17 protein-coding genes and 1 tRNA gene are annotated in these 21,621 nt (G+C 67.3%); 5 read left to right on the plus strand and 13 right to left on the minus strand.

Annotated features, from left to right (window positions below; genetic code table 11):
• Nucleotides 1-6: 6 nt before the first annotated feature.
• The 7 genes from Q4F04_RS02230 to obgE form a co-directional block, all read right to left on the minus strand.
• Nucleotides 7-1,089 carry an ABC transporter substrate-binding protein gene (locus Q4F04_RS02230; RefSeq protein ID WP_303368208.1) on the minus strand — a complete coding sequence of 361 codons (1,083 nt, stop codon included), beginning with the start codon at nt 1,087-1,089 and terminating at the stop codon, nt 7-9.
• A gap of 27 nt (nt 1,090-1,116) precedes the next feature.
• Entirely contained in the window at nt 1,117-2,217 is a 1,101-nt protein-coding gene (locus tag Q4F04_RS02235) for an ABC transporter ATP-binding protein (protein ID WP_303368209.1), read from the minus strand.
• Between the two features lie 199 nt (nt 2,218-2,416).
• Nucleotides 2,417-2,503: transfer RNA gene (locus Q4F04_RS02240), tRNA-Leu, on the minus strand.
• A gap of 49 nt (nt 2,504-2,552) precedes the next feature.
• A complete protein-coding gene (gene metH / locus Q4F04_RS02245) occupies nt 2,553-6,284 on the minus strand; it encodes a methionine synthase (RefSeq protein WP_303368210.1) in 3,732 nt (1,243 codons plus the stop codon).
• 133 nt (nt 6,285-6,417) lie between these two features.
• Nucleotides 6,418-9,012, minus strand: coding sequence for a calcium-binding protein (locus tag Q4F04_RS02250; protein WP_303368211.1), 2,595 nt, complete (start codon nt 9,010-9,012; stop codon nt 6,418-6,420).
• A gap of 334 nt (nt 9,013-9,346) precedes the next feature.
• Nucleotides 9,347-10,465, minus strand: coding sequence for a glutamate 5-kinase (gene proB, locus Q4F04_RS02255; RefSeq protein ID WP_303368212.1), 1,119 nt, complete (start codon nt 10,463-10,465; stop codon nt 9,347-9,349).
• Nucleotides 10,453-11,481 (minus strand): GTPase ObgE, encoded by a 1,029-nt coding sequence (gene obgE, locus Q4F04_RS02260; RefSeq protein WP_303368213.1) that lies wholly within the window; start codon nt 11,479-11,481, stop codon nt 10,453-10,455. The genes proB and obgE overlap by 13 nt, the downstream gene beginning before the upstream one ends.
• A gap of 168 nt (nt 11,482-11,649) precedes the next feature.
• On the opposite strand from obgE, the gene Q4F04_RS02265 reads away from it, so the two are divergent.
• The 5 genes from Q4F04_RS02265 (at nt 11,650) to Q4F04_RS02285 (ending at nt 16,545) form a co-directional block, all read left to right on the plus strand.
• Nucleotides 11,650-13,062, plus strand: a complete 1,413-nt coding sequence (locus Q4F04_RS02265; protein WP_303368214.1) for a YdiU family protein — start codon at nt 11,650-11,652, stop codon at nt 13,060-13,062.
• 46 nt (nt 13,063-13,108) lie between these two features.
• Nucleotides 13,109-13,801 (plus strand): endonuclease/exonuclease/phosphatase family protein, encoded by a 693-nt coding sequence (locus tag Q4F04_RS02270; protein ID WP_303368215.1) that lies wholly within the window; start codon nt 13,109-13,111, stop codon nt 13,799-13,801.
• 97 nt (nt 13,802-13,898) lie between these two features.
• Entirely contained in the window at nt 13,899-15,176 is a 1,278-nt protein-coding gene (gene eno / locus Q4F04_RS02275) for a phosphopyruvate hydratase (protein WP_303368216.1), read from the plus strand.
• Between the two features lie 278 nt (nt 15,177-15,454).
• Nucleotides 15,455-15,868: a DUF983 domain-containing protein gene (locus tag Q4F04_RS02280; RefSeq protein ID WP_303368217.1), complete on the plus strand. Its 414-nt coding sequence runs from the start codon at nt 15,455-15,457 to the stop codon at nt 15,866-15,868.
• Nucleotides 15,865-16,545: an NUDIX hydrolase gene (locus tag Q4F04_RS02285; RefSeq protein ID WP_303368218.1), complete on the plus strand. Its 681-nt coding sequence runs from the start codon at nt 15,865-15,867 to the stop codon at nt 16,543-16,545. The genes Q4F04_RS02280 and Q4F04_RS02285 overlap by 4 nt, the downstream gene beginning before the upstream one ends.
• On the opposite strand, the gene Q4F04_RS02290 is transcribed toward Q4F04_RS02285, so the two are convergent.
• The 6 genes from Q4F04_RS02290 to Q4F04_RS02315 form a co-directional block, all read right to left on the minus strand.
• On the minus strand, nt 16,533-16,997 hold the full coding sequence (locus Q4F04_RS02290) for a cytochrome c-type biogenesis protein (protein WP_303368243.1): 465 nt from the start codon (nt 16,995-16,997) through the stop codon (nt 16,533-16,535). The two genes, Q4F04_RS02285 and Q4F04_RS02290, sit on opposite strands and share 13 nt — an antisense overlap.
• Nucleotides 16,998-17,002: 5 nt before the next feature.
• Nucleotides 17,003-18,964 carry a heme lyase CcmF/NrfE family subunit gene (locus tag Q4F04_RS02295; protein ID WP_303368219.1) on the minus strand — a complete coding sequence of 654 codons (1,962 nt, stop codon included), beginning with the start codon at nt 18,962-18,964 and terminating at the stop codon, nt 17,003-17,005.
• Nucleotides 18,965-19,056: 92 nt separating this feature from the next.
• Nucleotides 19,057-19,662 carry a holin family protein gene (locus Q4F04_RS15990; RefSeq protein ID WP_368660693.1) on the minus strand — a complete coding sequence of 202 codons (606 nt, stop codon included), beginning with the start codon at nt 19,660-19,662 and terminating at the stop codon, nt 19,057-19,059.
• Nucleotides 19,659-20,270: a holin-associated N-acetylmuramidase gene (locus tag Q4F04_RS02305; RefSeq protein ID WP_303368220.1), complete on the minus strand. Its 612-nt coding sequence runs from the start codon at nt 20,268-20,270 to the stop codon at nt 19,659-19,661. Before Q4F04_RS02305 ends, Q4F04_RS15990 begins: the two co-directional genes overlap by 4 nt.
• A gap of 75 nt (nt 20,271-20,345) precedes the next feature.
• Complete coding sequence (gene ccmE / locus Q4F04_RS02310) at nt 20,346-20,789, minus strand: cytochrome c maturation protein CcmE (RefSeq protein ID WP_303368221.1); 444 nt, start codon at nt 20,787-20,789, stop codon at nt 20,346-20,348.
• 18 nt (nt 20,790-20,807) lie between these two features.
• Complete coding sequence (locus Q4F04_RS02315) at nt 20,808-21,620, minus strand: glutamate racemase (protein WP_303368222.1); 813 nt, start codon at nt 21,618-21,620, stop codon at nt 20,808-20,810.
• Nucleotide 21,621: the final 1 nt, after the last annotated feature.

Consider the following 21,621-nt stretch of genomic DNA (forward strand, 5'->3'; position numbering starts at 1 on the left):
GGACCGTCAGCCGGCCAGCCAGGCGTTGAAACGCTCGCTCAGCTCGCCGTCGTGATCGACCCAGAAATCGAGGTTCGAGGCGATCCCCTGTTCGAGGTTCTCGGGCGAGGTCGGCAGATGCGGCGACATCGGGGTTTCGGTGCCCGCGACATTGCCGACCAGCGACGACGACGACCGGCGCGGAGGGCCGTAGCTGATGTGCTCGGCCGCCTTGGCAAGCTGCTCGGGGCGGGTCGAGAACTCGATGTATTTCAGCGCGTTTTCCATGTTGGGCGCGCCCTTGGGGATGACCCAGCCTTCCATCTCGTAGATCTGTCCGTTCCAGATGATGTTGAAGGGCTTGTTCTCGCCGATGGCGGCGTTGAATATCCGGCCGTTGAAGGCAAAGGCCATCGTGACCTCGCCATCCGCCAGCAGTTGCGGCGGCTGGGCGCCGGCTTCCCACCAGATCACGTCGTTCTTGATCGTGTCCAGCTTGGCAAAGGCGCGATCCACGCCCTCGGGCGTCGCCAGCACGTCATAGACCTCGGCCGGCACCACGCCATCGGCCATCAGCGCCAGTTCCAGGTTGAACTTGGCCCCTTTCCGCATGGTGCGCTTGCCGGGGAAGGCGGCGGTGTCGAAGAAATCGGCCGGGGATGCCGGCTTGGCGTCGGGGAACTTGCTGTCGTCATAGGCCAGCACCATCGAGTAGACGTCGGTCGCCACAAAGCAATCCGTCAGCGCGCCCTCGATGAAGTCATCCTCGGCCGAGGTGCCATCCGCCGCCGCGCTGAGGATCGACGGATCGATCTCTTCCAGCGCACCCTCGTCGCAGAGCCGCACGGCATCCGCATACTCGACCGAGGCCACGTCGGCGGTGACATTGCCCGCCTCGACCATCGCCTTGATCGGGGTCGCCGGGTTGTCGGCGTCGGCCACGGTGATGCGGATGCCGGTCTCGGCCTCGAAGGGCGCGTTATAGGCGATGGCGTGCGACTGGCCGTAGGCCCCGCCCCAGTCCAGAACGTTCAGCACCCCGCCGCCTTGGGCGAAGGCTGCCGAGCCGAATCCGACCAGCGCCGTGGTCGCGATCAGAAATTTCTTCATGTCTTTCCTCCCTTTATCGTTGATTTCTCAGACCGGGTCGAGCGCCCGTGCGTCCTGCGGGTTCCAGCCGATCCGGATATGCTGGCCGGGCTGCAGGCGCGTCTGGCCCAGCGTGTTGCGGAACTTCATCACGAAGTCCTCGCTGCCTGCGACCTTCATCCGCGCCCGCAGGATGTCGCCCATGTAGATCACGTCGCGCACCTCGGCGTCGATCGTATGGGTGCCCGCGGGCATCAGGTCGGGCTTGAACTCGACCCGTTCGGGGCGGATCGAGACCAGCGTCTGCTGCCCCACCTCGCGGATGTTGACGGCGGTGGCGTCGATCAGCTCGCCATTCGCCAAGCGCACTTCGGCGCGGGTGCCATCCAGCTTCTCGATGGTGCCGGACAGCTTGTTGTTCTCGCCGATGAAACCCGCGACAAAGCTGTTTTCCGGCTGCTCATACAGAACCGCGGGCGGCGCAAGCTGCTGGATGCGCCCGTCGTTGAAGACGGCGATGCGGTCCGACATCGTCAGCGCCTCGCCCTGGTCATGGGTCACATAGACGACCGTAATCCCGAGATTGTCGTGCAGCGACTTGATCTCATACTGCATATGCTCGCGAAGCTGCTTGTCCAGCGCGCCCAAAGGTTCATCCATCAGCACAAGCTGCGGGTCGAAGACCAGCGCACGGGCCAGCGCGATCCGCTGCTGCTGGCCGCCCGAAAGCTGCGCCGGGCGGCGGTTGCGGAAGCGGCCCATCTGCACCATGTCCAGTGCCCGGATGATCCGGCTTTCGCGTTCAGCCTTGCCCATGCCGCGCACTTCCAGCGGAAAGGACAGGTTCTCGCCCACCGTCATGTGCGGAAACAGCGCGTAGTTCTGGAACACCATGCCGATGCCGCGCTTGTGCGGCGGCACGTCGTTGATGTTGCGATCCCCCAGCCTGATCTCGCCATGGGTCGCCGTCTCGAAGCCCGCCAGCATCATCAGGCAGGTGGTCTTGCCGGACCCCGACGGCCCCAGCATCGTCAGGAACTCGCCCTTGCCGATCGACAGATTGAGGTCCTTCACCACAAGCGTCTGGCCGTCGTAACTTTTCTGGACGTGGTCGAAGACGACGAATCCGTCATTGCCGGTCGGGGTCAAGGCGTCTGCTCCCTGTCTTCCTGTTCTTTGTTGCGTCACTCTATGCAACGGAAACGCAAAGCTGCAACGTGATAATGCGGCAGGTTTTACGGGGCGCGGCACGGACCGGGAACTTGCTGGATGCAAGGGCATCCTGCCGGACAGCACGGCATTCCATGCTCGCGACATGAAAAAGGCGCCCCGAGGGGCGCCCTTGTCTTGGTGCGGTCGAAAAGACTCGAACTTTCACTCCGGTTAAGGAACAGCGACCTCAACGCTGCGCGTCTACCAATTCCGCCACGACCGCATTCCGTGGTGGGCGTGACATAGCCGCGCCCGCCGCGTTTGAAAAGGGGTCATTCGGCGGCAACCGCTGCGCCCGGCACATAATTCAGCACGGGCGCGAGCCAGCGTTCCGCCTCGGTCAGGCTCATCCCCTTGCGGGCGGCATAATCGGCGACCTGGTCGGCCTCGACCTTGGCGACCCCGAAGTAATAGGCATCCGGGTGCGCGATATAGAGGCCCGAGACGGATGACCCAGGCCACATCGCCATCGACTCGGTCAGTTCGACCCCCGTGGCAGCGGTGGCATCCAGCAGGTCGAAAAGCGTGCGCTTCTCGGTATGGTCAGGCTGGGCGGGATAGCCGGGCGCGGGGCGGATGCCGCGGTAGGGTTCCGGGATCAGTTCCGCGGGCGAGAAGGATTCGCCCGGCGCATAGCCCCAGAACTCGCGCCGCACCTGCTCATGGACCATCTCTGCCAGTGCCTCGGCGAAGCGGTCGGCGAGCGCCTGCAGCAGGATCGCCGAGAAATCGTCATGCGCGTCCTTGAAGGCCTGCACGCGGGCCGATTCGTCGCCTGCGGTCACAACAAAGCCCCCAATCCAGTCGGGCTGGCCCTCGGGCGCCACGAAGTCCGCCATCGCCACGTTCGGGCGGCCGTCGCGCTTGGTCACCTGCTGGCGCAGGGTGTGCATGGTGGCCAGTTCAGCCGTGCGGGTGTCGTCCGTCCACAAGCGGATGTCGTCGCCAATCCGGTTTGCAGGCCAGAAACCGATCACCGCCCTAGGGTTGAGCCAACCTTCCTCGACGATCTGCGCCAGCATCGCCTGCGCGTCGGCGAACAGCGCGCGGGCCGCCTCGCCTTGCGCGGGGTCATCCAGCAGCTTGGGATATACGCCCTTCATCTCCCAGGTCTGAAAGAACGGCGTCCAGTCGATGTAGCGGGCGACCTCGGCCAGTTCCCAGCCATCAAGGGTCTTCGTGCCGACGAACTGCGGCGGCGTCGCCTCGTAGGCCGACCAGTCAACCTTCACCGCATTCGCCCGCGCATCCTCGATCGACAGCCGGGCACGCTTGTCGTCGCCACGGTTGTAGCGGGTCGCGACCTCCTGATATTCATTTCTTACATTGCTGATGTAGCTGATCTTTTCATCCGAAAGCAGGTTCGAGACGACACCCACGGCACGGCTTGCATCGGTGACATAGACGGTCTGGCCCTTGTGATAGCGCGGGTCGATCTTGACCGCCGTATGCACCCGGCTGGTGGTCGCACCGCCGATCAGCAGCGGAATGTCGAAGCCCTCGCGTTCCATTTCCGCGGCGACATGCACCATTTCATCCAGACTGGGCGTGATGAGGCCGGACAGACCGATGATGTCAACCTTCTCGGCCTTGGCGGTCTCAAGGATCTTCTGCGCGGGCACCATCACGCCGAGGTCGATGATCTCGTAGTTATTGCAGGCGAGGACCACGCCGACGATGTTCTTGCCGATGTCATGAACGTCGCCCTTCACGGTCGCCATCAATACCTTGCCGGCGGAACTTGAAGCGCCTTCGGACTTCTCGGCCTCCATGTAGGGCAGCAGATGCGCCACGGCCTGCTTCATGACGCGGGCGGATTTCACCACCTGCGGCAGGAACATCTTTCCCGCGCCGAACAGATCGCCGACGACGTTCATCCCCGCCATCAGCGGACCCTCGATGACATGCAGCGGGCGGGCGGCGGCCAGCCGCGCTTCCTCGGTGTCCTCGGTGATGAACTCGGTGATGCCGTTGACCAGCGCGTGTTCCAGCCGCTTGTCCACCGGCCAGTCGCGCCAGCGCAGGTCCTTTTCGCGCGCCTTGGCCCCGCCCTCGCCCTTGTAGCGTTGGGCGAGGTCCAACAGCCGCTCGGTGGCGTCGTCGCGGCGGTTCAGGACCACGTCCTCGCAGGCTTCGCGCAGTTCCGGGTCGATCTGGTCGTAGACGGCGAGTTGCCCCGCGTTCACGATCCCCATGTCCATGCCGGCCTGGATCGCGTGATACAGGAAGACCGCGTGCATCGCCTCGCGCACCGGCTCGTTGCCGCGGAAGCTGAAGGACAGGTTCGAGACGCCGCCCGAGACATGAACATGCGGCAGTTGCTGGCGGATGCGACGCGTGGCATTGATGAAATCGACGCCGTAGTTGTCATGCTCCTCGATCCCCGTCGCCACGGCGAAGATGTTGGGGTCGAAGATGATGTCCTCGGGCGGGAAGCCCACCTCGTTCACCAGCAGGTCATAGGCGCGGGCGCAGATTTCCACCTTGCGGTTTTCCGTGTCGGCCTGCCCCGTCTCGTCAAAGGCCATGACCACCACCGCCGCGCCATAGCGGCGGCAGAGCCGGGCATGGTGCAGAAACGCCTCCTCGCCTTCCTTCAGGCTGATCGAGTTCACGACCGGCTTGCCTTGCGTGCATTTCAGCCCGGCCTCGATCACCTCCCATTTCGAGGAATCGATCATCAGCGGCACGCGGGCGATGTCGGGTTCCGCCGCGATCAGGTTCAGGAAGGCGGTCATGACGGCGGCGGAATCGATCAGCCCCTCATCCATGTTCACGTCGATGATCTGTGCGCCGTTTTCCACCTGATCCCGCGCGACCTCCAGCGCCGCCGGATAGTCGCCCGCCGTGATGAGCTTGCGGAAACGGGCCGAGCCGGTGACGTTCGTGCGTTCCCCCACGTTCACGAAGGGGATCTCGTCGGTCTTGACGAAAGGCTCCAGCCCCGACAGCCGCAGTTGCGGCGCGATCTCGGGCACGGCACGGGGAGCCTTGCCCGCCACCGCCTCGGCAATCGCGGCGATATGCTCGGGCGTGGACCCGCAGCAGCCGCCGACGATGTTGACCAGTCCTTCCTCGGCAAAGCCGCCGATCTGGGCGGCCATCAGCGCGGGCGTCTCGTCATAGGCGCCCATCTCGTTGGGCAGCCCTGCGTTCGGATAGGCGCAGACCAGCGTGTCCGCGACCTCGGACAGTTCCGCCAGATGCGGGCGCATCGCATCCGCGCCCAGCGCGCAGTTCAAACCCACGGTCAACGGGCGCGCATGGCGGATCGAGTGCCAGAAGGCCGTCGGCGTCTGCCCCGAGAGCGTCCGCCCCGACAGGTCGGTGATCGTGCCCGAGATCATCACCGGCAGGATCAGGCCGGTGTCCTCGAACACCTCCTCGGCGGCGAAGATCGCGGCCTTGGCGTTCAGGGTGTCGAAGATTGTCTCGATCAGGATCAGATCGGCCCCGCCTGCGATCAGCCCCCGGATCTGCTCGGCATAGGCCAGGCGCAACTGGTCGAAGCTGACGGCGCGGAAACCGGGGTTGTTCACGTCGGGGCTGAGCGAGGCCGTCCTGTTCGTCGGCCCCAGCGCCCCTGCGACCCAGCGCGCCCGTCCGTCCTGCGCGGTCGCACGGTCCAGCGCCCGCCGCGCCAGCGCCGCGCCCTCGCGGTTCAGGGCGAAGACGCGTTCCTGCATCCCGTAATCGGCCTGCGCGATCGAGGTCGAGGAAAAGGTGTTCGTCTCGACGATATCCGCGCCCGCGACCGCGTATCGGAAATGGATTTCCTCGATCGCCTCGGGCTGGGTCAGGTTCAGAAGGTCGTTGTTGCCCTTCTGCGGGTGGTCCGAATGAAGATGGCAGGCGCATCCCCCTGCCCGGTTCGTCTGCCCCTGAAAGTCATCCTCGGACAGCCCGAGCTGCTGGATCTGCGTGCCCATCGCCCCGTCGAGGATCAGGATGCGCGCCTGGGCGGCGGTGCGGATGGCATCGAACACAGGGGACAGCTTGGGCATGACGGACCTCGGGCAATTACCGGTCCGGTATAGCGGGCAAAGAAGGAAAGGTGAAACTCATGTCTTGCAGATAAGACATGAAATCAGCTCATGATAAATCATTGTGCCAGACCAGCCTTCCCGCGTCGCGGGCCTATGCGAAATCAAGCGGATCGTGGTTCTTGAAGACATAAACGTCGTCGCCGACCTTCATCACCGTGTCGGGACCGGCAGCATGAAGACCCCCGAATACCCGCATCTCCATGATCGCCTTCATCCCGACGTTGCCGCCGATGCTGATACTGTCCACGCCGATCTCGAAATCGGTAAAGGTCGCCCTGCTCTGCCCCGAGGAATGGATATTGAGAAAGACGAAGTGATCGGCCCCCGCGCCCCCGGTCAGGAAACTGGTGCTGGTGCCGTTCATGTTGCAGACGAACTGGTCGTTTCCGTTGCCGCCATCCAGGTAGTCGGTCCCCGCGCCACCGTCGAGATAGTCGTCGCCGTCCCCGCCGTTCAGCACATCATTGCCGTTGTTGCCGTAAAGCGTGTCATCGCCCGACTGGCCATGCAGGGTGTCGTTGCCCTCGCCGCCATGCAGCGTGTCGGCATGATTGCCGCCAAGCAGCAGGTCGTGACCGCCATTGCCGATCAGCCGGTCGTCGCCGTCGCCGCCGGTGATCGTGTCGTTATCGGCGTTTCCGTCGATCACATCCGCGCCGTCGCCACCATCCAAGCTGTCATGCCCGCCGCCGCCGAGCAGTTCGTCATCGCCAGCGTCGCCATGAATGGTGTCGTTCCCGACCGCGCCCAGAAGCCGGTCGTTCCCCGTCCCTCCGCGGATCAGGTCGTTGCCGTTGCCGCCGTCAAGCGTATCCGCGCCGTCATTCCCCCAGAGCGTATCGTTGCCGGCGCCCGCGGCGATGCTGTCATCGCCTGCGCCGCCTTCCAGCCAGTCGTTGCCGGTGCCGCCGGTGATGGTGTCGTCGCCCCCGAGGCCATGCACGCGCCCGCCGTCGCGGGTGAAACGCTCGCCTTGGATGTCCTGGTAGCCGACCGCGATGCTGTCCGCGTCCTCTGTGCCCTGGATGATCCCGTCCGGCCGGCGGTGGTTCATCAGGATCACCTGCCCGGCGCCCCAGTCCAGCATCATGTCATCGACGACGCCATCGCCGTCATGGTCCAGGTATTGCCCTGCTTCCATGATGCGGTCGGTGCCCCAGAGCTGCCCGCCCAGCGTCAGCCGGTCCCCCTGGTCATGGCGCATATCGGTGATCACGGCCTTGCCGGCCGACAGGATGAAATGATCGGCCCCGCGTCCGCCGGTCAGGATGTCGCTGCCCGCGCCATCGTGCAGCACGTCGTCGCCGTCGCCGCCCGACAGCACGTCATCCCCCGCGCCGCCATGCAGCGTGTCGTCATCGCCCTGCCCGAACAGGTAGTCGCGGCCAGAGGTGCCGGTCAGGACATCGTTCCCCTGCCCCCCGTAAAGCATGTTCATCGCGTGATCGATGGCCGTCAGCGTGTCGTTGCCGCCATGGCCGGCGGCATAGCCAAGGCCGTCCAGGTTCAGCCAGGTCCCATCCTCGGCATAGACGTTGCCCGGCAGCAGCGCGGCGGTGATCCGGTCGTTGCCGGCGCGGGCCGGATCATTCTCATCCAGCAGAAAGCCGTTCATCCCGTGGGCATAGCTGTCGGGATGCTGGAAGTTGATGAAGCGGCCGTTGTTGATGGTGACAAAGGACGAGCCGCCGGTCTCGGCGCCGGGGAACCAGCCGAGGCCGATCCCGGCATCGGCGAACACCTCATAGGCGCGCGCCATCCAGAAAGACACGTCACCCGAGCGGGCATCGTTGACGGCCGAGCCGAGCGCGTTCGTCTCGGTCAGGATCACGTCATCATCGCCCAGGGCCGCATACTGCTGACGGATGAAGGACTCGAAGCCCTCGATCTCCTGCCCGGCCGAGCGGGTCCAGTGGGGATAGAGATGCGCCGACCAGACCAGATCCCCGCCTGCCGCCTGCCGGATCTGGTCAAGGACGCTGCGCCCGCCTTCGCTGGAGGCGGTTCCGGCCAGAACGTCGAACTGGGCGGAATACATCCACCCGCCGATCATGATCTTCGCGTCGGAATGCGCCCCGACCAAGGCGGCGAACTCGGCCATGTGGTCGCCGTAAAGGCGGACGAACTCGCCGCTGCCCCCGGCGAGGTTTTCCGCGCGCCCGTAGGCGGCGGGCTCGTTCGCGGCCTCAAGCGCGTAGATGGCCGCGTCCACGACGGGGTGGCGGTCCAGCCAGGCGAGCATCCTTTCCCATGTCCCGATCATCCGGTCATGGACCGATCCGCCCAACGCGTCGCGCATCTGCGCCAGATCGGCGCTGTTATTCTCGCCCAGTTGCTGCGTCCCGCCGTCGGCATAGACCATGACGATCCCGAACCCCTGCCGCGCGGCTTCGACAAGGAAGCGTTCATACATGGGTTCAAGGCTGCCATCGGCGTTGAACGAATAGGCGTTGAAGGGAAGCCGCAGGGTGTTCACGTCCGGAAGGCTCTGCCGCAGCAGCCGGGCATAGGCCTCGGGCTGGTTTTCCATCCCCATGGGCCGGGTCTGGAACTGCGACTGCCAGATATAGTATTTTTCGTTGCTGGCGATATTGCCCGCGTATGTGCCGTCGGCCCTGTCCGCCCACATGACCTCTTCGGCCATGACCTGCAGGTTGATCATGTTGATATGGGCAGTAGCTGACATGGACAGCCTCTTTTCTACTTCAGGTTGATTGGTCCGACTCTCTCGTTCTTATAGTTGTTGAGACTGGATAGAACACGTTAATGGATAGTTAAAACTCCAATAAACAACTTTAAGTTGTATAGACCGAGCAAGCTGCTGTATGCCGCCGCAGAGGCGGTTCCGAATGCAGGTATCCGGCCTCAAATCATTGATGTATCTCAATCATTCCTGCAGCCATGCGCAGGAGGAACGATGGCCTGCCCCGCGGCGCCAGACGAAGCCGGACAGAAGTGCATGGGATTTTAGGCAGAACAATGCCGCGCCGTTCAGCGGCAGGCTGGCCGGGAACCGCGCCTCAGCGATTCACGGCCATGTCGTCGCGGTGAACAAGGGCCGCGCGGACCTGTTCGCCGAGAAGCGCGGCGATCTCGTCGCTGCGCTTGCCCGCGATCTGCACGGCATCGGTTGAATCGTAGCGCGCCAGTCCCTGCCCCAGCGCGGAGCCGGACGGCCCGCGGATCAGCACCGGATCGCCGCGATGAAAGACGCCGGTGACCTGACGCACCCCGGCGGGCAGCAGCGAACGGCCATCCGCCAAGGCCCGCGCCGCGCCCTCGTCCACGATGACCTCGCCCCGCGGCTTCATCGCCGCGATCCAGCGCTTGCGCGCGGCCTGCGGATCGCCTTCCGCCAGGAACCACGTCACCCGCGCGCCACCCGCCACAGCCGACAGCGGCCGCATGACCGAGCCTTCGGCAATCGCCATGGCGCAGCCGCCGGACACGGCGGTGCGGGCTGCCATCAGCTTGGTCTTCATGCCGCCCTTGGACAGCCCGGACACGGGATCGCCGCCCATAGCCTCGATCTCGGGCGTCAGCGCCTCGACCACGGGCAGGTGCCGGGCCGAAGGGTCGATCCGGGGATTCGCCGTGTAAAGCCCGTCCACGTCCGACAGCAGCAGAAGCTGGTCCGCCCCGCAGGTGACGGCGATCTGCGCGGCCAGCCGGTCGTTGTCGCCGTAACGAATCTCGTCCGTCGCCACGGTGTCGTTCTCGTTGACGATCGGCACGACGCCCAAGCCCAGCAGTGTCTCCATCGTCGCGCGGCTGTTGAGATAGCGGCGGCGGTTCTCGGTATCCTCCAGCGTCACGAGGATCTGCGCGGTGGTCACGCCATGCGGGGCCAGCATTTCCTCATAGGCGCGGGCCAGCCGGATCTGGCCCACGGCGGCGGCGGCCTGCGACTGCTCCAGCGTCAACGCGCCCGAAGGCAGGCCCAGCACCCGCCGTCCCAGCGCGATGGACCCCGAGGAGACCAGCACCACGTCCGACCCGCGCTTGCGCCACAGCGCCACGTCCTCGCACAGGCCGCGCAGCCAGTCGGCGCGCAGCCCCTGATCCCCGACCAGCAGCGCGCTGCCGATCTTGACGACCAGCCGGCGGGCCTTGGCGATGGCGGGCGTCACGGCTGCCATGTGGTCGTTTTCTCGACCTTCGGCGCACGGGTGGGCGCAATCTTCTCCCACAAGGCGCGCAGCACCTCGGTCAGCCCCTCGCGCGAGACGCCGGACATGGACAGCACCTGCCCGCCGACCTCGGACTGCAGGGCGGCGAGACGCTCGGTCCGGGTCTCCTCGTCCAGCGCGTCGATCTTGTTCAGGACCGTGATGCGCGGCTTCTCGGCCAGAACCGGCGAATAGGCTTCCAACTCGGTCAGGATGGTGCGGGCGTCCGCCGCCACGTCCTCGGAGGTGCCGTCCACGAGATGCAGCAGCACGTTCGAGCGTTCCACATGGCCTAGGAACTGGTCGCCCAGCCCCTTGCCTTCGCTCGCCCCTTCGATCAGGCCGGGAATGTCGGCCATCACGAACTCATGCCCGTCGATGCCGACGACGCCGAGGTTCGGGACCAGCGTGGTGAAGGGATAATCCGCGATCTTGGGCCGCGCGTTCGACACGGCCGCCAGAAAGGTGGACTTGCCCGCGTTGGGCAGCCCCACCAGCCCCGCATCGGCGATCAGCTTCAGCCGCAGCCACAGCGTCCGTTCCACCCCCGGCTGGCCGGGGTTCGCATGACGCGGCGCGCGGTTGGTCGAGGTCTTGAAATGCAGGTTCCCGAAGCCGCCGTTGCCCCCCTTGGCCAGCAGCACCCGCTGCCCCGGCCCGGTCAGGTCGGCGATCACCGTCTCCCCGTCCTCGTCGAGGATCTCGGTTCCCACCGGCACCTTCAGCACGATGTCATCGCCCGAGGCCCCGGTGCGCTGCGCCCCCATCCCGTGCTGGCCCGATTTGGCGAAGAAATGCTGCTGATAGCGGAAGTCGATCAGCGTGTTCAGCCCGTCCACCGCCTCGGCCCAGACATCGCCGCCGCGTCCGCCGTCGCCGCCATCCGGCCCGCCGTATTCGATGAACTTCTCGCGCCGGAAGGATACCGCCCCCGCGCCGCCGCCGCCCGAGCGGATGTAGACCTTGGCAAGATCGAGGAACTTCATGGGGCTTTCTCCGGCGTGATCCTGCCGGGATACGCGCCCTGCCCCACCCACGCAAGCAGGGCGGCCTGCCCGTTCGGACGGTCGCAAATATCCCGGGGTGAGGGCCGCAGGCCCGAGGGGCAGCGCCCCTCTCTTACAATCGCCGCCGCGCTTCCCCAAATCGGCGGCATGACCCAGAGCATCGCCTTCGACAACTCCTATGCCCGCCTCGGTCCCGGCTTCTACACGCGGACGCCGCCCACGCCGGTCGCCCAGCCTGGCCTGATCGCCGTCAACGACGGCCTGGCCCAGCGCCTCGGCATCGACCCGGACTGGCTGCGCAGCGATGCCGGGCTGGCGATGATCGCCGGGAACAAGGCCCCCGAGGGCGCCGAGCCCATCGCCCAGGCCTATGCGGGCCACCAGTTCGGCGGGTTGTCCCCGCAACTGGGCGACGGTCGCGCGGTGCTGCTGGGCGAGGTCGTGGCCCCCGACGGCGCCCGCTTCGACATCCAGTTGAAGGGTTCCGGCCCTACCCCCTTCTCGCGCCGGGGCGATGGGCGCGCCTGGCTCGGCCCGGTCGTGCGCGAATACGCGGTCAGCGAGTTCATGCACGCGATGGGCGTCCCTACCACCCGTGCACTTGCCGCCGCCACGACCGGAGAGATCGTCTGGCGCGAATCCGCCCTGCCCGGCGCGGTCCTGACGCGCGTGGCCGCGAGCCACATCCGCGTCGGCACCTTCGAGTTCTTCGCCATCCGCGGCGACACCGACCGCCTGCGGGCGCTGGCCGATCATGTCATCGCCCGCCACTACCCGGATGCGGCTTCGCCCATGGACCTTCTGGGCCAGGTGGTCGCGCGGCAGGCGGAAACCATTTCCCATTGGATGGCGCTGGGCTTCGTCCATGGCGTGATGAACACCGACAACATGGCCGTGTCGGGCGAGACCATCGACTACGGCCCCTGCGCCTTCATGGACGCTTATCACCCGGATACCGTCTTTTCCTCGATCGACCGGCATGGCCGCTACGCCTGGTCGCAGCAGCCGCAGGTCGCCGTCTGGAACCTTGCGCAGCTTGCCTCGTGCCTGCTGCCCCTGATGCCCGACCCCGAGGGTGCGGTGCCCGAGGCCACGCGGATCGTCCACGGCTTCCCCGCGCTCTATCAGGCCGCATGGCTCAGGCGCTTCGCCGACAAGCTGGGGCTGACTGACGCCACGATGGAGGACCGCCCGCTGGTCGAGCGCCTGCTGACGATGATGGCCCAGCAGGAGGCCGACTTCACCCGCACCTTCCGCGGGCTGGTCACGGGCAATGCGGCGGCCGAGTTCGCCGACCCCGAGCCTTTCCAGGCTTGGGAACGCGTCTGGCGCATGCGGGGTCCCGATCTGGACCTTGCGGCGCGGGCGAACCCGGCCCGCATCCCGCGCAACCACCGCATCCAGCAGGCCATCGACGCGGGTGTCGCGGGCGACTTCGCGCCCTTCCACCGGCTCGCCCTCGCCGTCACCCATCCCCGCGACGACCGCGAGGACTGGGACGACCTTGCCCTGCCCCCGGCCATGGGTGAGGAAGTGCGCGTGACCTATTGCGGCACCTGAGCGTTCGTCGGACAACCCCTTCGACCCGGACCCGGACGGACTGACCATGCGCCTGCGCCTTGCCAGCTACAACCTGCACAAGTGCCGGGGCACCTTCGGCCCCTATGCGCCCGAGCGGAACCTCGAGGTCATCGCCGGCCTCGGCGCCGACGTGGTGGCCTTGCAGGAGGTCGATTTCCGCATGGGCCAGCGCCCCGAGGCCCTGCCCCGCAACATGATCGAATCGGCGACGGGGCTGGTCCCGGTCGAACACCGCCGCACCTCGGACCAGTCGCTGGGCTGGCACGGGCAGACGATCCTGCTGCGCCCGGACCTGGTCGAACACGCGCGTTCCCAGCCTTTGGCGCTGCCGGGGGTGGAACCGCGCGGCGCGGTCATGCTGCGGCTGCCGGAACTGACGGTGATCGCCACCCACCTGGGGCTGATGCGCTCGTCGCGCCGCGCGCAGCTTGCGCGGCTGGCCGCCAAGGTCGGGCGGGCCGGCGGCAACCCGGTGGTGCTGACGGGCGACTTCAACGAATGGCGGGGCGAGCGCGGGCTCGAGGCGCTGACCGACCTTGACGTGATCGCGCCGGGGGAAAGCTGGCCCGCTGCCGCACCGCAACTGCGCTATGACCGCATCGCGGTTTCGCCCGGCATCGAGGTGCTGGACTGCGGGGTGATGGACACGCCGCTGGCCCGCATCGCCTCGGACCACCTGCCGATCTGGGCCGATCTCTGGGTGCGCGGACAGGGCTGAGGGACTGGTGGCGCAAACAGCGCGCTCGCGGCTTTCGCCGCGCGGCTTCCGGGGCTAGAAGACGCGCGAACCCGCCCCAAAGGACAGGAACCGCCCCATGACCGCCATCATCGACATCTTCGCGCGCGAGATCCTCGACAGCCGCGGCAACCCGACCGTCGAGGTCGATGTGACGCTGGAAGACGGCACGATGGGCCGGGCGGCGGTGCCCTCGGGGGCGTCTACCGGGGCGCATGAGGCGGTGGAAAAGCGCGACGGCGACACGTCGCGCTACATGGGCAAGGGCGTGCTGGAGGCGGTGGCGTCCGTCAACGGCGAACTCTCCGAGGCGCTGATCGGCGAGGACGCGACCGAGCAGCTGGCCATCGACCGCATGATGTGTGAGCTGGACGGCACCCCGAACAAGGGCCGGCTGGGCGCCAACGCGATCCTTGGCGTCAGCCTCGCGGTGGCCAAGGCCGCGGCCGAGGCGACCAGCCAGCCGCTTTACCGCTATGTCGGCGGCACGGGCGCACGCATCCTGCCGGTGCCGATGATGAACATCATCAACGGCGGCGAACACGCCGACAACCCCATCGACATCCAGGAGTTCATGGTAATGCCGGTTTCGGCAGAGAACATCCGCGAGGCCGTTCGCATGGGCGCCGAGGTCTTCCACACGCTGAAGAAGGAACTTTCGGCAGCCGGCCTCGCCACCGGCGTGGGCGACGAGGGCGGCTTCGCGCCGAACCTGTCCAGCACCCGCGACGCGCTCGACTTCATCCTGCGGTCCATCGAGAAGGCGGGCTACAAGCCGGGCGACGACATCATGCTGGCGCTGGACTGCGCCTCGACCGAATATTTCAAGGGCGGCAAGTACGAGATGGTCGGCGAGGGCAAGTCGCTGACCTCGGCCGAGAATGTGGATTACCTCGCAGCCCTCTGCGCCGATTACCCGATCCTGTCGATCGAGGACGGCTGCGCCGAGGACGACTGGGACGGCTGGAAGCTGCTGACCGAGAAGCTGGGCGGCTCGGTCCAGCTTGTGGGTGACGACCTGTTCGTGACCAACCCGGCGCGGCTGGCGGAAGGGATCGCCCAAGGCTGCGGCAACTCGCTGCTGGTCAAGGTGAACCAGATCGGCACCCTGTCGGAAACGCTGGACGCGGTGCGGATGGCGGATCGGGCGGGCTACACCTCGGTCATGTCGCACCGCTCGGGCGAGACCGAGGACGCCACCATCGCCGATCTCGCCGTTGCCACCAATTGCGGGCAGATCAAGACCGGCAGCCTTGCCCGGTCCGACCGGCTGGCGAAATACAACCAGCTCATCCGCATCGAGGAAATGCTGGGCGCAACCGCCGAATACGCGGGCCGCTCGATCCTGCGGGGCTGAACTCCCGGACCGCCGGAGCCGACTGCCTCTGTCTCGGCGGCCTACCTTGCTGAAAACGGCCCCTCAGGCCCCATGCGACGGGAAAGCAGCCGTGACGGCTGTTTTCCGCACGGATATTGGAAATCCCAGGCCTTCCATCACCCGCGGCCCAGCGTCAGCCCGATCCCCTGGCACGGCCGCCGGGCCTTGGTTGGTTGACGGGCGGAATCTTGCCCGCCATGGTGGCATTCGCGCCGGCCAGCCCCTATCTTCCGACGAAAGACATTCCAAGGATCGACATGACTCTGAGGACCGAACATGCACCCGCGGAACGCGTCCTGGGCGAGGCGGTGCGGCGTGGCGCGCTCGGGCGCTGTCCCAACTGCGGGCAGGCGCGGATCTTCACCGGCTACCTGCGGGTCAAGGACCACTGCCCCAACTGCAACGAGGAACTGCACCACCACCGGGCCGACGACGGCCCGGCCTATGTGACGATCCTCATCGTCGGGCATGTGGCGACCGTCCTGCTGCTGTCGGTCTACCTGCTCTACCGTCCCTCGTCCGAGGTGCTGATGGCGGTGTTCCTCGGCGGCTCTCTGGTGGCCTCGCTGATCCTGCTGCCGATCATCAAGGGCGCATGGGTCGGGATGCAATGGGCCAAGCGGATGCATGGCTTTGACGGCGTCGCCGAGGATCGGCCCCCGCAGCCGTGACCACCCCTTCGCCCCTTGCCCCCGATCCCGCGTCCTCCGGCAAGCCGGCGGCGGACCGCATCCGCGACGCGGCGACGGTGATCCTGATCGACCGGGACCGGGCCGGCGGACCTTCCGTCCTGATGGGGATGCGGGGGGCGGGCGCGGCCTTCATGCCCTCGAAATACGTCTTTCCCGGCGGTGCGGTGGATGCCGAGGATGACACGCCCTGCCCCGACGCGCTGTCCGACCAGTGCCGTGCCCGGCTTGCCGCCGAGCCGCTGGCGGGGGCCGGCGTCACGCCCGACGCTCTTGCCTGCGCGGCCCTGCGCGAGATGGTCGAGGAAACCGGCCTGACCCTTGCGCCCTCGGCCGACGACCCGCTGCTGTTCGTGTTCCGCGCGATCACGCCGCCCGGCCGGCCGCGCCGCTTCGACGCCCGCTTCTTCCTGATCGACGCGCGCAATATCGTCGGCGACCGCGACGACTTTTCCGGCGCCTGCGACGAGTTGAGCCATCTGCACTGGGTCCCGCTGACCGAGGCCCGCGCCCTTGACCTGCCCTTCATCACCGAGGTCGTGCTGGCCGAGGTCGAGGCGCTGGTCCGCGCAGCGGCGGACGGCCCGCTGCATGTGCCTAGGACCGTGCCCTTCTTTGACAATCGCGGGTCCGAGCCGCGTTTTCTTCAGCTTTCCTGATCGCGCATCAGCGCGTCGAGCCGCGCCCGTTCCTCGGCCGTAAGCCCCGCAGGCGCAGGCGCCGCATCAGGCCGGCGTCCGCGCAGGAACAGGAATGCGCCCACGGCGGCGACCAGCGCCATCAGCGGCCCGGCCCAGTAGAGGATCAGGTTCCCGCCCTCGGCCCGCGGCTGGAACAGGACGAACTCGCCGAAGCGGTCGGTCACGGCGTCGATCACAGCCGCATCGCTGTCGCCCGCTACCAGCCGCTCGCGCACATACAGCCGCAGGTCGCGGCTGATGGGGGCGTTCGATTCGTCGATGTTCTCGCCCTGGCAGACGGGGCAGCGCAGCATCTGCCCGATCTCTCGCGCGCGGGATTCCAGCGCCGAATCGGCCAGCACCTCGTCCGGCTGCACCGCCCAAGCCGCCTGCGCCGCAACCAGCGCCAGCACGGCGGCGATCGCCCGCAGCCCCCTCATTCCGCGGCCACCGGACGGGGTGCGACCTTCCGCGGCGCGGTCGCGGCCACCCGCCAGCGCCGGTCGGTCAGGCTGATGAGGCCCCCCAGCGCCATCAGCCCCGATCCCATCCAGATCCAGAAGGCGAAGGGCTTGATATAGCTGCGGACGGCCCATCCCCCGCCGGCCTGGGGATCGCCGATGACAAGGTAGATGTCACCGACGAAGGAGGTGCGGATCGCGGCCTCGGTGGTCGGCATCGCCTGCACCGGATAGACGCGCTTTTCGGGATGCAGCACGCCGATCTCGCGCCCGTCGCGCATCACCCGCAAGGCGGCGGTGGTCGAGACGTAGTTCGGACCCTCGACCTCGGACACGTCCTCAAGGGTGATCTGGTAGCCCGCGACCTCGAAGGTTTCGCCCTCGCGGGCGACGCGGATATCCTCGACCGACCAGGCCATCAGCAGGCTGATCCCGACAAAGGTGACGCCCAGGCCCGCATGGGCCACGACCCGGCCCCAGTCGGCGCGCGGCAGCCGCAGCAGGCGCCCTGCCTGTCCGCCCGCGCGCTGCCAGATGTCCAGGCCCGCGCCCGCGATGATCCAGGTGCCCAGCGCCGTGCCGATCACGGCAAGCCCGCTGTTGCCGGTGGATACCGCATAGACCAGCGCGGCGACCGCCAGCGTCAGGATCGCGGCGGGCATCAGCGTGCGGTTGGCGCGGGTGATCCGCCCCCGCTTCCATGGCAGGATGGACCCGATGGGCAGCGCCACGGCCAGCGCGATCATGAAGGGCGTGAAGGCCTTTTCGAAGAACGGCGCGCCCACCGACAGGCGGCGGTCCCACAGCATCTCGGCCACCAGCGGCCAGATCGTGCCGATGAAGACCACGAAGCAGGCGACCGCCAGCAGCAGGTTGTTGAGCAGCAAGGCCCCTTCCCGCGACACGGGGGCAAAGACCCCGCGCGCCGTCATGGCCCCTGCCCTTGCTGCGTAAAGCGTCAGCGCCCCGCCCACGAAGAAGGCGGTGATCCCGAGGATGAAGACCCCCCGGGCCGGGTCACTGGCGAAGCTGTGGACCGAGGTGATGACGCCCGAGCGCACGATGAAGGTCCCGACCAGCGAGAAGCCGAAGGCGAGGATCGCCAAGAGGATCGTCCAGCTTTTCAGCGCCTCGCGCTTTTCGACGACGATGGCGGAATGCAGCAGCGCGGCGGCGATCAGCCAGGGCATGAAGCTGGCGTTTTCCACCGGGTCCCAGAACCAGAAGCCGCCCCAGCCGAGTTCGTAGTAAGCCCACCAGGACCCCAGCGCGATGCCGACGGTCAGGAACATCCAGGCGGCTAGCGTCCAGGGCCGCACCCAGCGCGCCCAGGCGGCGTCCACCCGCCCCTCGATCAGGGCGGCGACGGCGAAGCTGAAGGACATCGAAAGCCCGACATAGCCGAGGTAGAGGAACGGCGGATGGAAGGCAAGGCCCGGATCCTGCAGCAGCGGGTTGAGGTCGCGGCCGTCGAAGGCGGGCGGGCTCATCCGCGCAAAGGGGTTCGAGGTGAAGATGATGAAGGCCAGGAACGAGGCCCCGATCGCGCCTTGCACCGACAGCACGCGGGCGCGCAATCCGGGCGGCAGATGCTCGCCGAAGCTGGCGGCGGCGGCGCCGAACAGGGCGAGGATCAGCACCCACATCAGCATGGACCCTTCGTGGTTCCCCCAGACGCCGGTGATCTTGTAGATCATCGGCTTGGCCGAGTGGCTGTTCTCGTAGACCAGCGCCACGCTGAAATCCGAGGTGATGAAGGACACCGTCAGCGCCGCGAAGGCGATGCCCAGAAGCCCGAACTGCGCCACCGCGGCGGGACGGGCGCTGTCCATCCAGGCGGGCCAGCCGCGCGCGGCGCCGGCCATCGGCACGACCGCCTGGAACAGCGCGACGCCGAAGGCGAGGATCAGCGCGAAATGCCCAAGCTCGGCAATCATGGAAAAACCCCCGGATGAAGCCCGGGGGTTACAGTAAGGTCTGACGCGCCCCGCCACCAGCCCCAAGGCCGCGCCGGGTTGTCACAGGGCTGTCAGCCCCGCAGCGACCGCGCCCAGTCCCGCAGCGCCGCGTTGTCGGCGAAGTCATCCTCGGGCAGCCTGAAGGACGCGGCCGGGGATGCCTCCGCCGCCGCGTCCGGGGCGGTCGGGACGACGGGCGCGCGCCAGCCCTCGTCCACGGGAACCTGCGGCGCGACCCAACCCGCATCGCCCGCGACCGTGGCGCGGATCTTGGCCGAGGGCCAGACTCGGCGGCGGAAATAATGCGCCTCGCGCGCACCGAAATAGAAGCTGACGATGGCGCCCATCAGCCACCACAGGGGTTCCGGCACCAGCGCCAGTCCCTCCATCCGCATCGAGAAGCCGGGCGGATCGACCATCGCATAGGCAAACAGCCCGATGGTCCCCAGCGTCAGCAAGGGCCGCGGCAGGCGGTTCAGCCCGTTCATCAGGCTGTCCCACCATGTATGCGGAGCTTGGGCGAACTCGGCCTGCGCCTGGCCGATGGCGCGGGCATAGGCCTCCTCGTCCAGCTCCATCCGCCGGGTGACGTTGGGGGTGAAGATCTCGGCCACGCTGCCGGCGGCCTCGGCGGCGGCGGCGAACCCGCCGGAACGGGTCAGAAGGCGGTCGATCATGCCCATCGGGCGGTCCTTTCCCGGTGCTGCGCGTCGGTCAGGTGATGGCGGGGGGCGATGAATTCCTCGGCCCGGATGATCCAGCCGCCCTTGCCGCCGTCCTTGCGGCGCGCGAACTTGCGGCTGGCCGGGCGGCCATCGGCCAGCGCATAGTAGTAATTGCGCCGCGCGATGCCGTAGGCGTCGGTCAGATGCGCCGGAGCCGCAGCAGCAGCGGCCCGGACGGCGGCCTCGGTCCTTGGCCCGACAAGCCCGTCATCCGCGCAGGGAAATCCCATGCGCGACACCAGGCGCTGCAGGATCTTCACCGCATTGGCGCCCGCGTTCACCTGCATGTCGAAGACGCTGGCCTGCAGCGCTTGCGGCAGGCGGTCCAGGCGCGGGCGGCGGAAGTAATGCTCGACATAGATGCGGGCCGCCTGCGCGGGGTCCAGCCTGCGGACATCCGCCTTGTCCACCCGGCCATTGCCGTCGAGGTCCAGCCCCAGGGACCGCATGGTTGCGATGGTGACGCCGTGGTTCGTCGCCCCGCCGGGGTCGTCGGGGTCGTCCACGTAACCCCCTTCGCGCGCCACGATGGCCGCGGCGATCTGTTCCACTGTCTGCATCCCTGCCCCCTTTTTCCAAGGCAGGCAGGGTGGCGCGGCGGCGTTAACCTTGCGTTAACCCACCGCGCGCTGCGCTCAGGAAGTCGGTTCCTTGTAGACGCCCTGCTCCTTCAGTGAATCGGCGACCTCGCGGGGCATGTAGTTCTCGTCATGCTTGGCCAGGATCTCGTCGGCGACAAAGACGCCATCGACCATCTGCCCGGTCCCGATCATGCCGGCATTCTCGGCGAACAGGTCCGGCAGCACGCCGCGGAAGCTGACCGGCACGACCTCTCCCCCGTCGGTGACGGCAAAGGTGACGGTCTCGCCCTCGCCCCGCGTGATCGAGCCTTCCTCGACCAGCCCGCCCAGGCGGAAGACCTCGCCCGCGGGCGGCGGCGCCTCGGCCAGCTGGCTGGGCGAGCGGTAAAGGTTGATGCCGTCGCGGAAGCCGTAGCCGATCAGCACGGTCGCCATGACCAGCGCGACAGCCGCCGCGATCAGGACCTGGATGCGCCGCTTCTTCTTGAGAGATTTCATGATACTGCCCTTGCTTACTCAGGCCGCTTCAAAGCGGATCGGATGGCGCAGGAATTGCGTGGCCTTGTTGCCGACCCGGTCCGGGTCGCCGGTGGTCAGATAGCGGGAACGGGTGCCCGACCCCAGGAACTCGGGCCTGCGGCGCAGGTAGTCTTCCAGGCTTTCAGCGACCAGCCCGGCTTGCGAATAGACATCGACATCCGACCCCAGCGCCTCGCGGAAGGCCTTTTCCATCAGCGGATAATGGGTGCAGCCGAGGATCGCGGCCTCGGGATGCGGCATCCGGCGCTTGAGCGCCTCGACATGGCTGCGCACGAGGGCCTCGGCCAGCATCTCGTCGCCGTCCTCGATGGCGTCCACGACCCCGCCGCAGGGCTGCGCCTCGACATCGACGCCGATGGCGCGGAAGGCCAGTTCCCGCTGAAAGGCGCGGCTGACGACGGTGGCGGGGGTGGCGAACAGGGCGACGTGCTTGACCGCGACCTCGCGCGGGGGGCTGTTGTCGCCCCAATGACGTTCGGTCAGCGCCTCGATCAGCGGGACGAAGACGCCGAGGACGCGCTTGTCCTGGGGCAGCCAGCTTTCCTGCATCCGCTTCAGCGCGGCGGCGCTGGCGGTGTTGCAGGCGAGGATCACGAGGTCGCAGCCCTCGGCCCACAGCCGTTCCACCCCTTTGCAGGTCAGGTCGAAGATGTCGTCATGGGTGCGGACCCCGTAAGGCGTATGGGCGTTGTCGCCCAAGTAGACCAGCGGCAGGTCCGGCATCCGGTTGGCGATCGCCTGATGGACGGTCAGGCCGCCCAGACCCGAATCGAAGACGCCGACTGCCATC

The organism is Paracoccus sp. (in: a-proteobacteria), assembly GCF_030536915.1.
In the GTDB taxonomy this organism is placed as follows: domain Bacteria; phylum Pseudomonadota; class Alphaproteobacteria; order Rhodobacterales; family Rhodobacteraceae; genus Paracoccus.

What these genes read in the sequence shown, in the direction of transcription:
- proB (WP_303368212.1), bottom strand. Translation starts at nt 10,465, where the DNA reads ATGGCAGCCGTGACGCCCGCCATCGCCAAGGCCCGCCGGCTGGTCGTC.
- Q4F04_RS02280 (WP_303368217.1), top strand. Translation starts at nt 15,455, where the DNA reads ATGACTCTGAGGACCGAACATGCACCCGCGGAACGCGTCCTGGGCGAG.
- Q4F04_RS02315 (WP_303368222.1), bottom strand. Translation starts at nt 21,620, where the DNA reads ATGGCAGTCGGCGTCTTCGATTCGGGTCTGGGCGGCCTGACCGTCCAT.
- ccmE (WP_303368221.1), bottom strand. Translation starts at nt 20,789, where the DNA reads ATGAAATCTCTCAAGAAGAAGCGGCGCATCCAGGTCCTGATCGCGGCG.
- obgE (WP_303368213.1), bottom strand. Translation starts at nt 11,481, where the DNA reads ATGAAGTTCCTCGATCTTGCCAAGGTCTACATCCGCTCGGGCGGCGGC.
- metH (WP_303368210.1), bottom strand. Translation starts at nt 6,284, where the DNA reads ATGCCCAAGCTGTCCCCTGTGTTCGATGCCATCCGCACCGCCGCCCAG.
- Q4F04_RS02295 (WP_303368219.1), bottom strand. Translation starts at nt 18,964, where the DNA reads ATGATTGCCGAGCTTGGGCATTTCGCGCTGATCCTCGCCTTCGGCGTC.
- Q4F04_RS15990 (WP_368660693.1), bottom strand. Translation starts at nt 19,662, where the DNA reads ATGATCGACCGCCTTCTGACCCGTTCCGGCGGGTTCGCCGCCGCCGCC.
- Q4F04_RS02265 (WP_303368214.1), top strand. Translation starts at nt 11,650, where the DNA reads ATGACCCAGAGCATCGCCTTCGACAACTCCTATGCCCGCCTCGGTCCC.
- eno (WP_303368216.1), top strand. Translation starts at nt 13,899, where the DNA reads ATGACCGCCATCATCGACATCTTCGCGCGCGAGATCCTCGACAGCCGC.
- Q4F04_RS02305 (WP_303368220.1), bottom strand. Translation starts at nt 20,270, where the DNA reads ATGCAGACAGTGGAACAGATCGCCGCGGCCATCGTGGCGCGCGAAGGG.
- Q4F04_RS02250 (WP_303368211.1), bottom strand. Translation starts at nt 9,012, where the DNA reads ATGTCAGCTACTGCCCATATCAACATGATCAACCTGCAGGTCATGGCC.
- Q4F04_RS02230 (WP_303368208.1), bottom strand. Translation starts at nt 1,089, where the DNA reads ATGAAGAAATTTCTGATCGCGACCACGGCGCTGGTCGGATTCGGCTCG.
- Q4F04_RS02270 (WP_303368215.1), top strand. Translation starts at nt 13,109, where the DNA reads ATGCGCCTGCGCCTTGCCAGCTACAACCTGCACAAGTGCCGGGGCACC.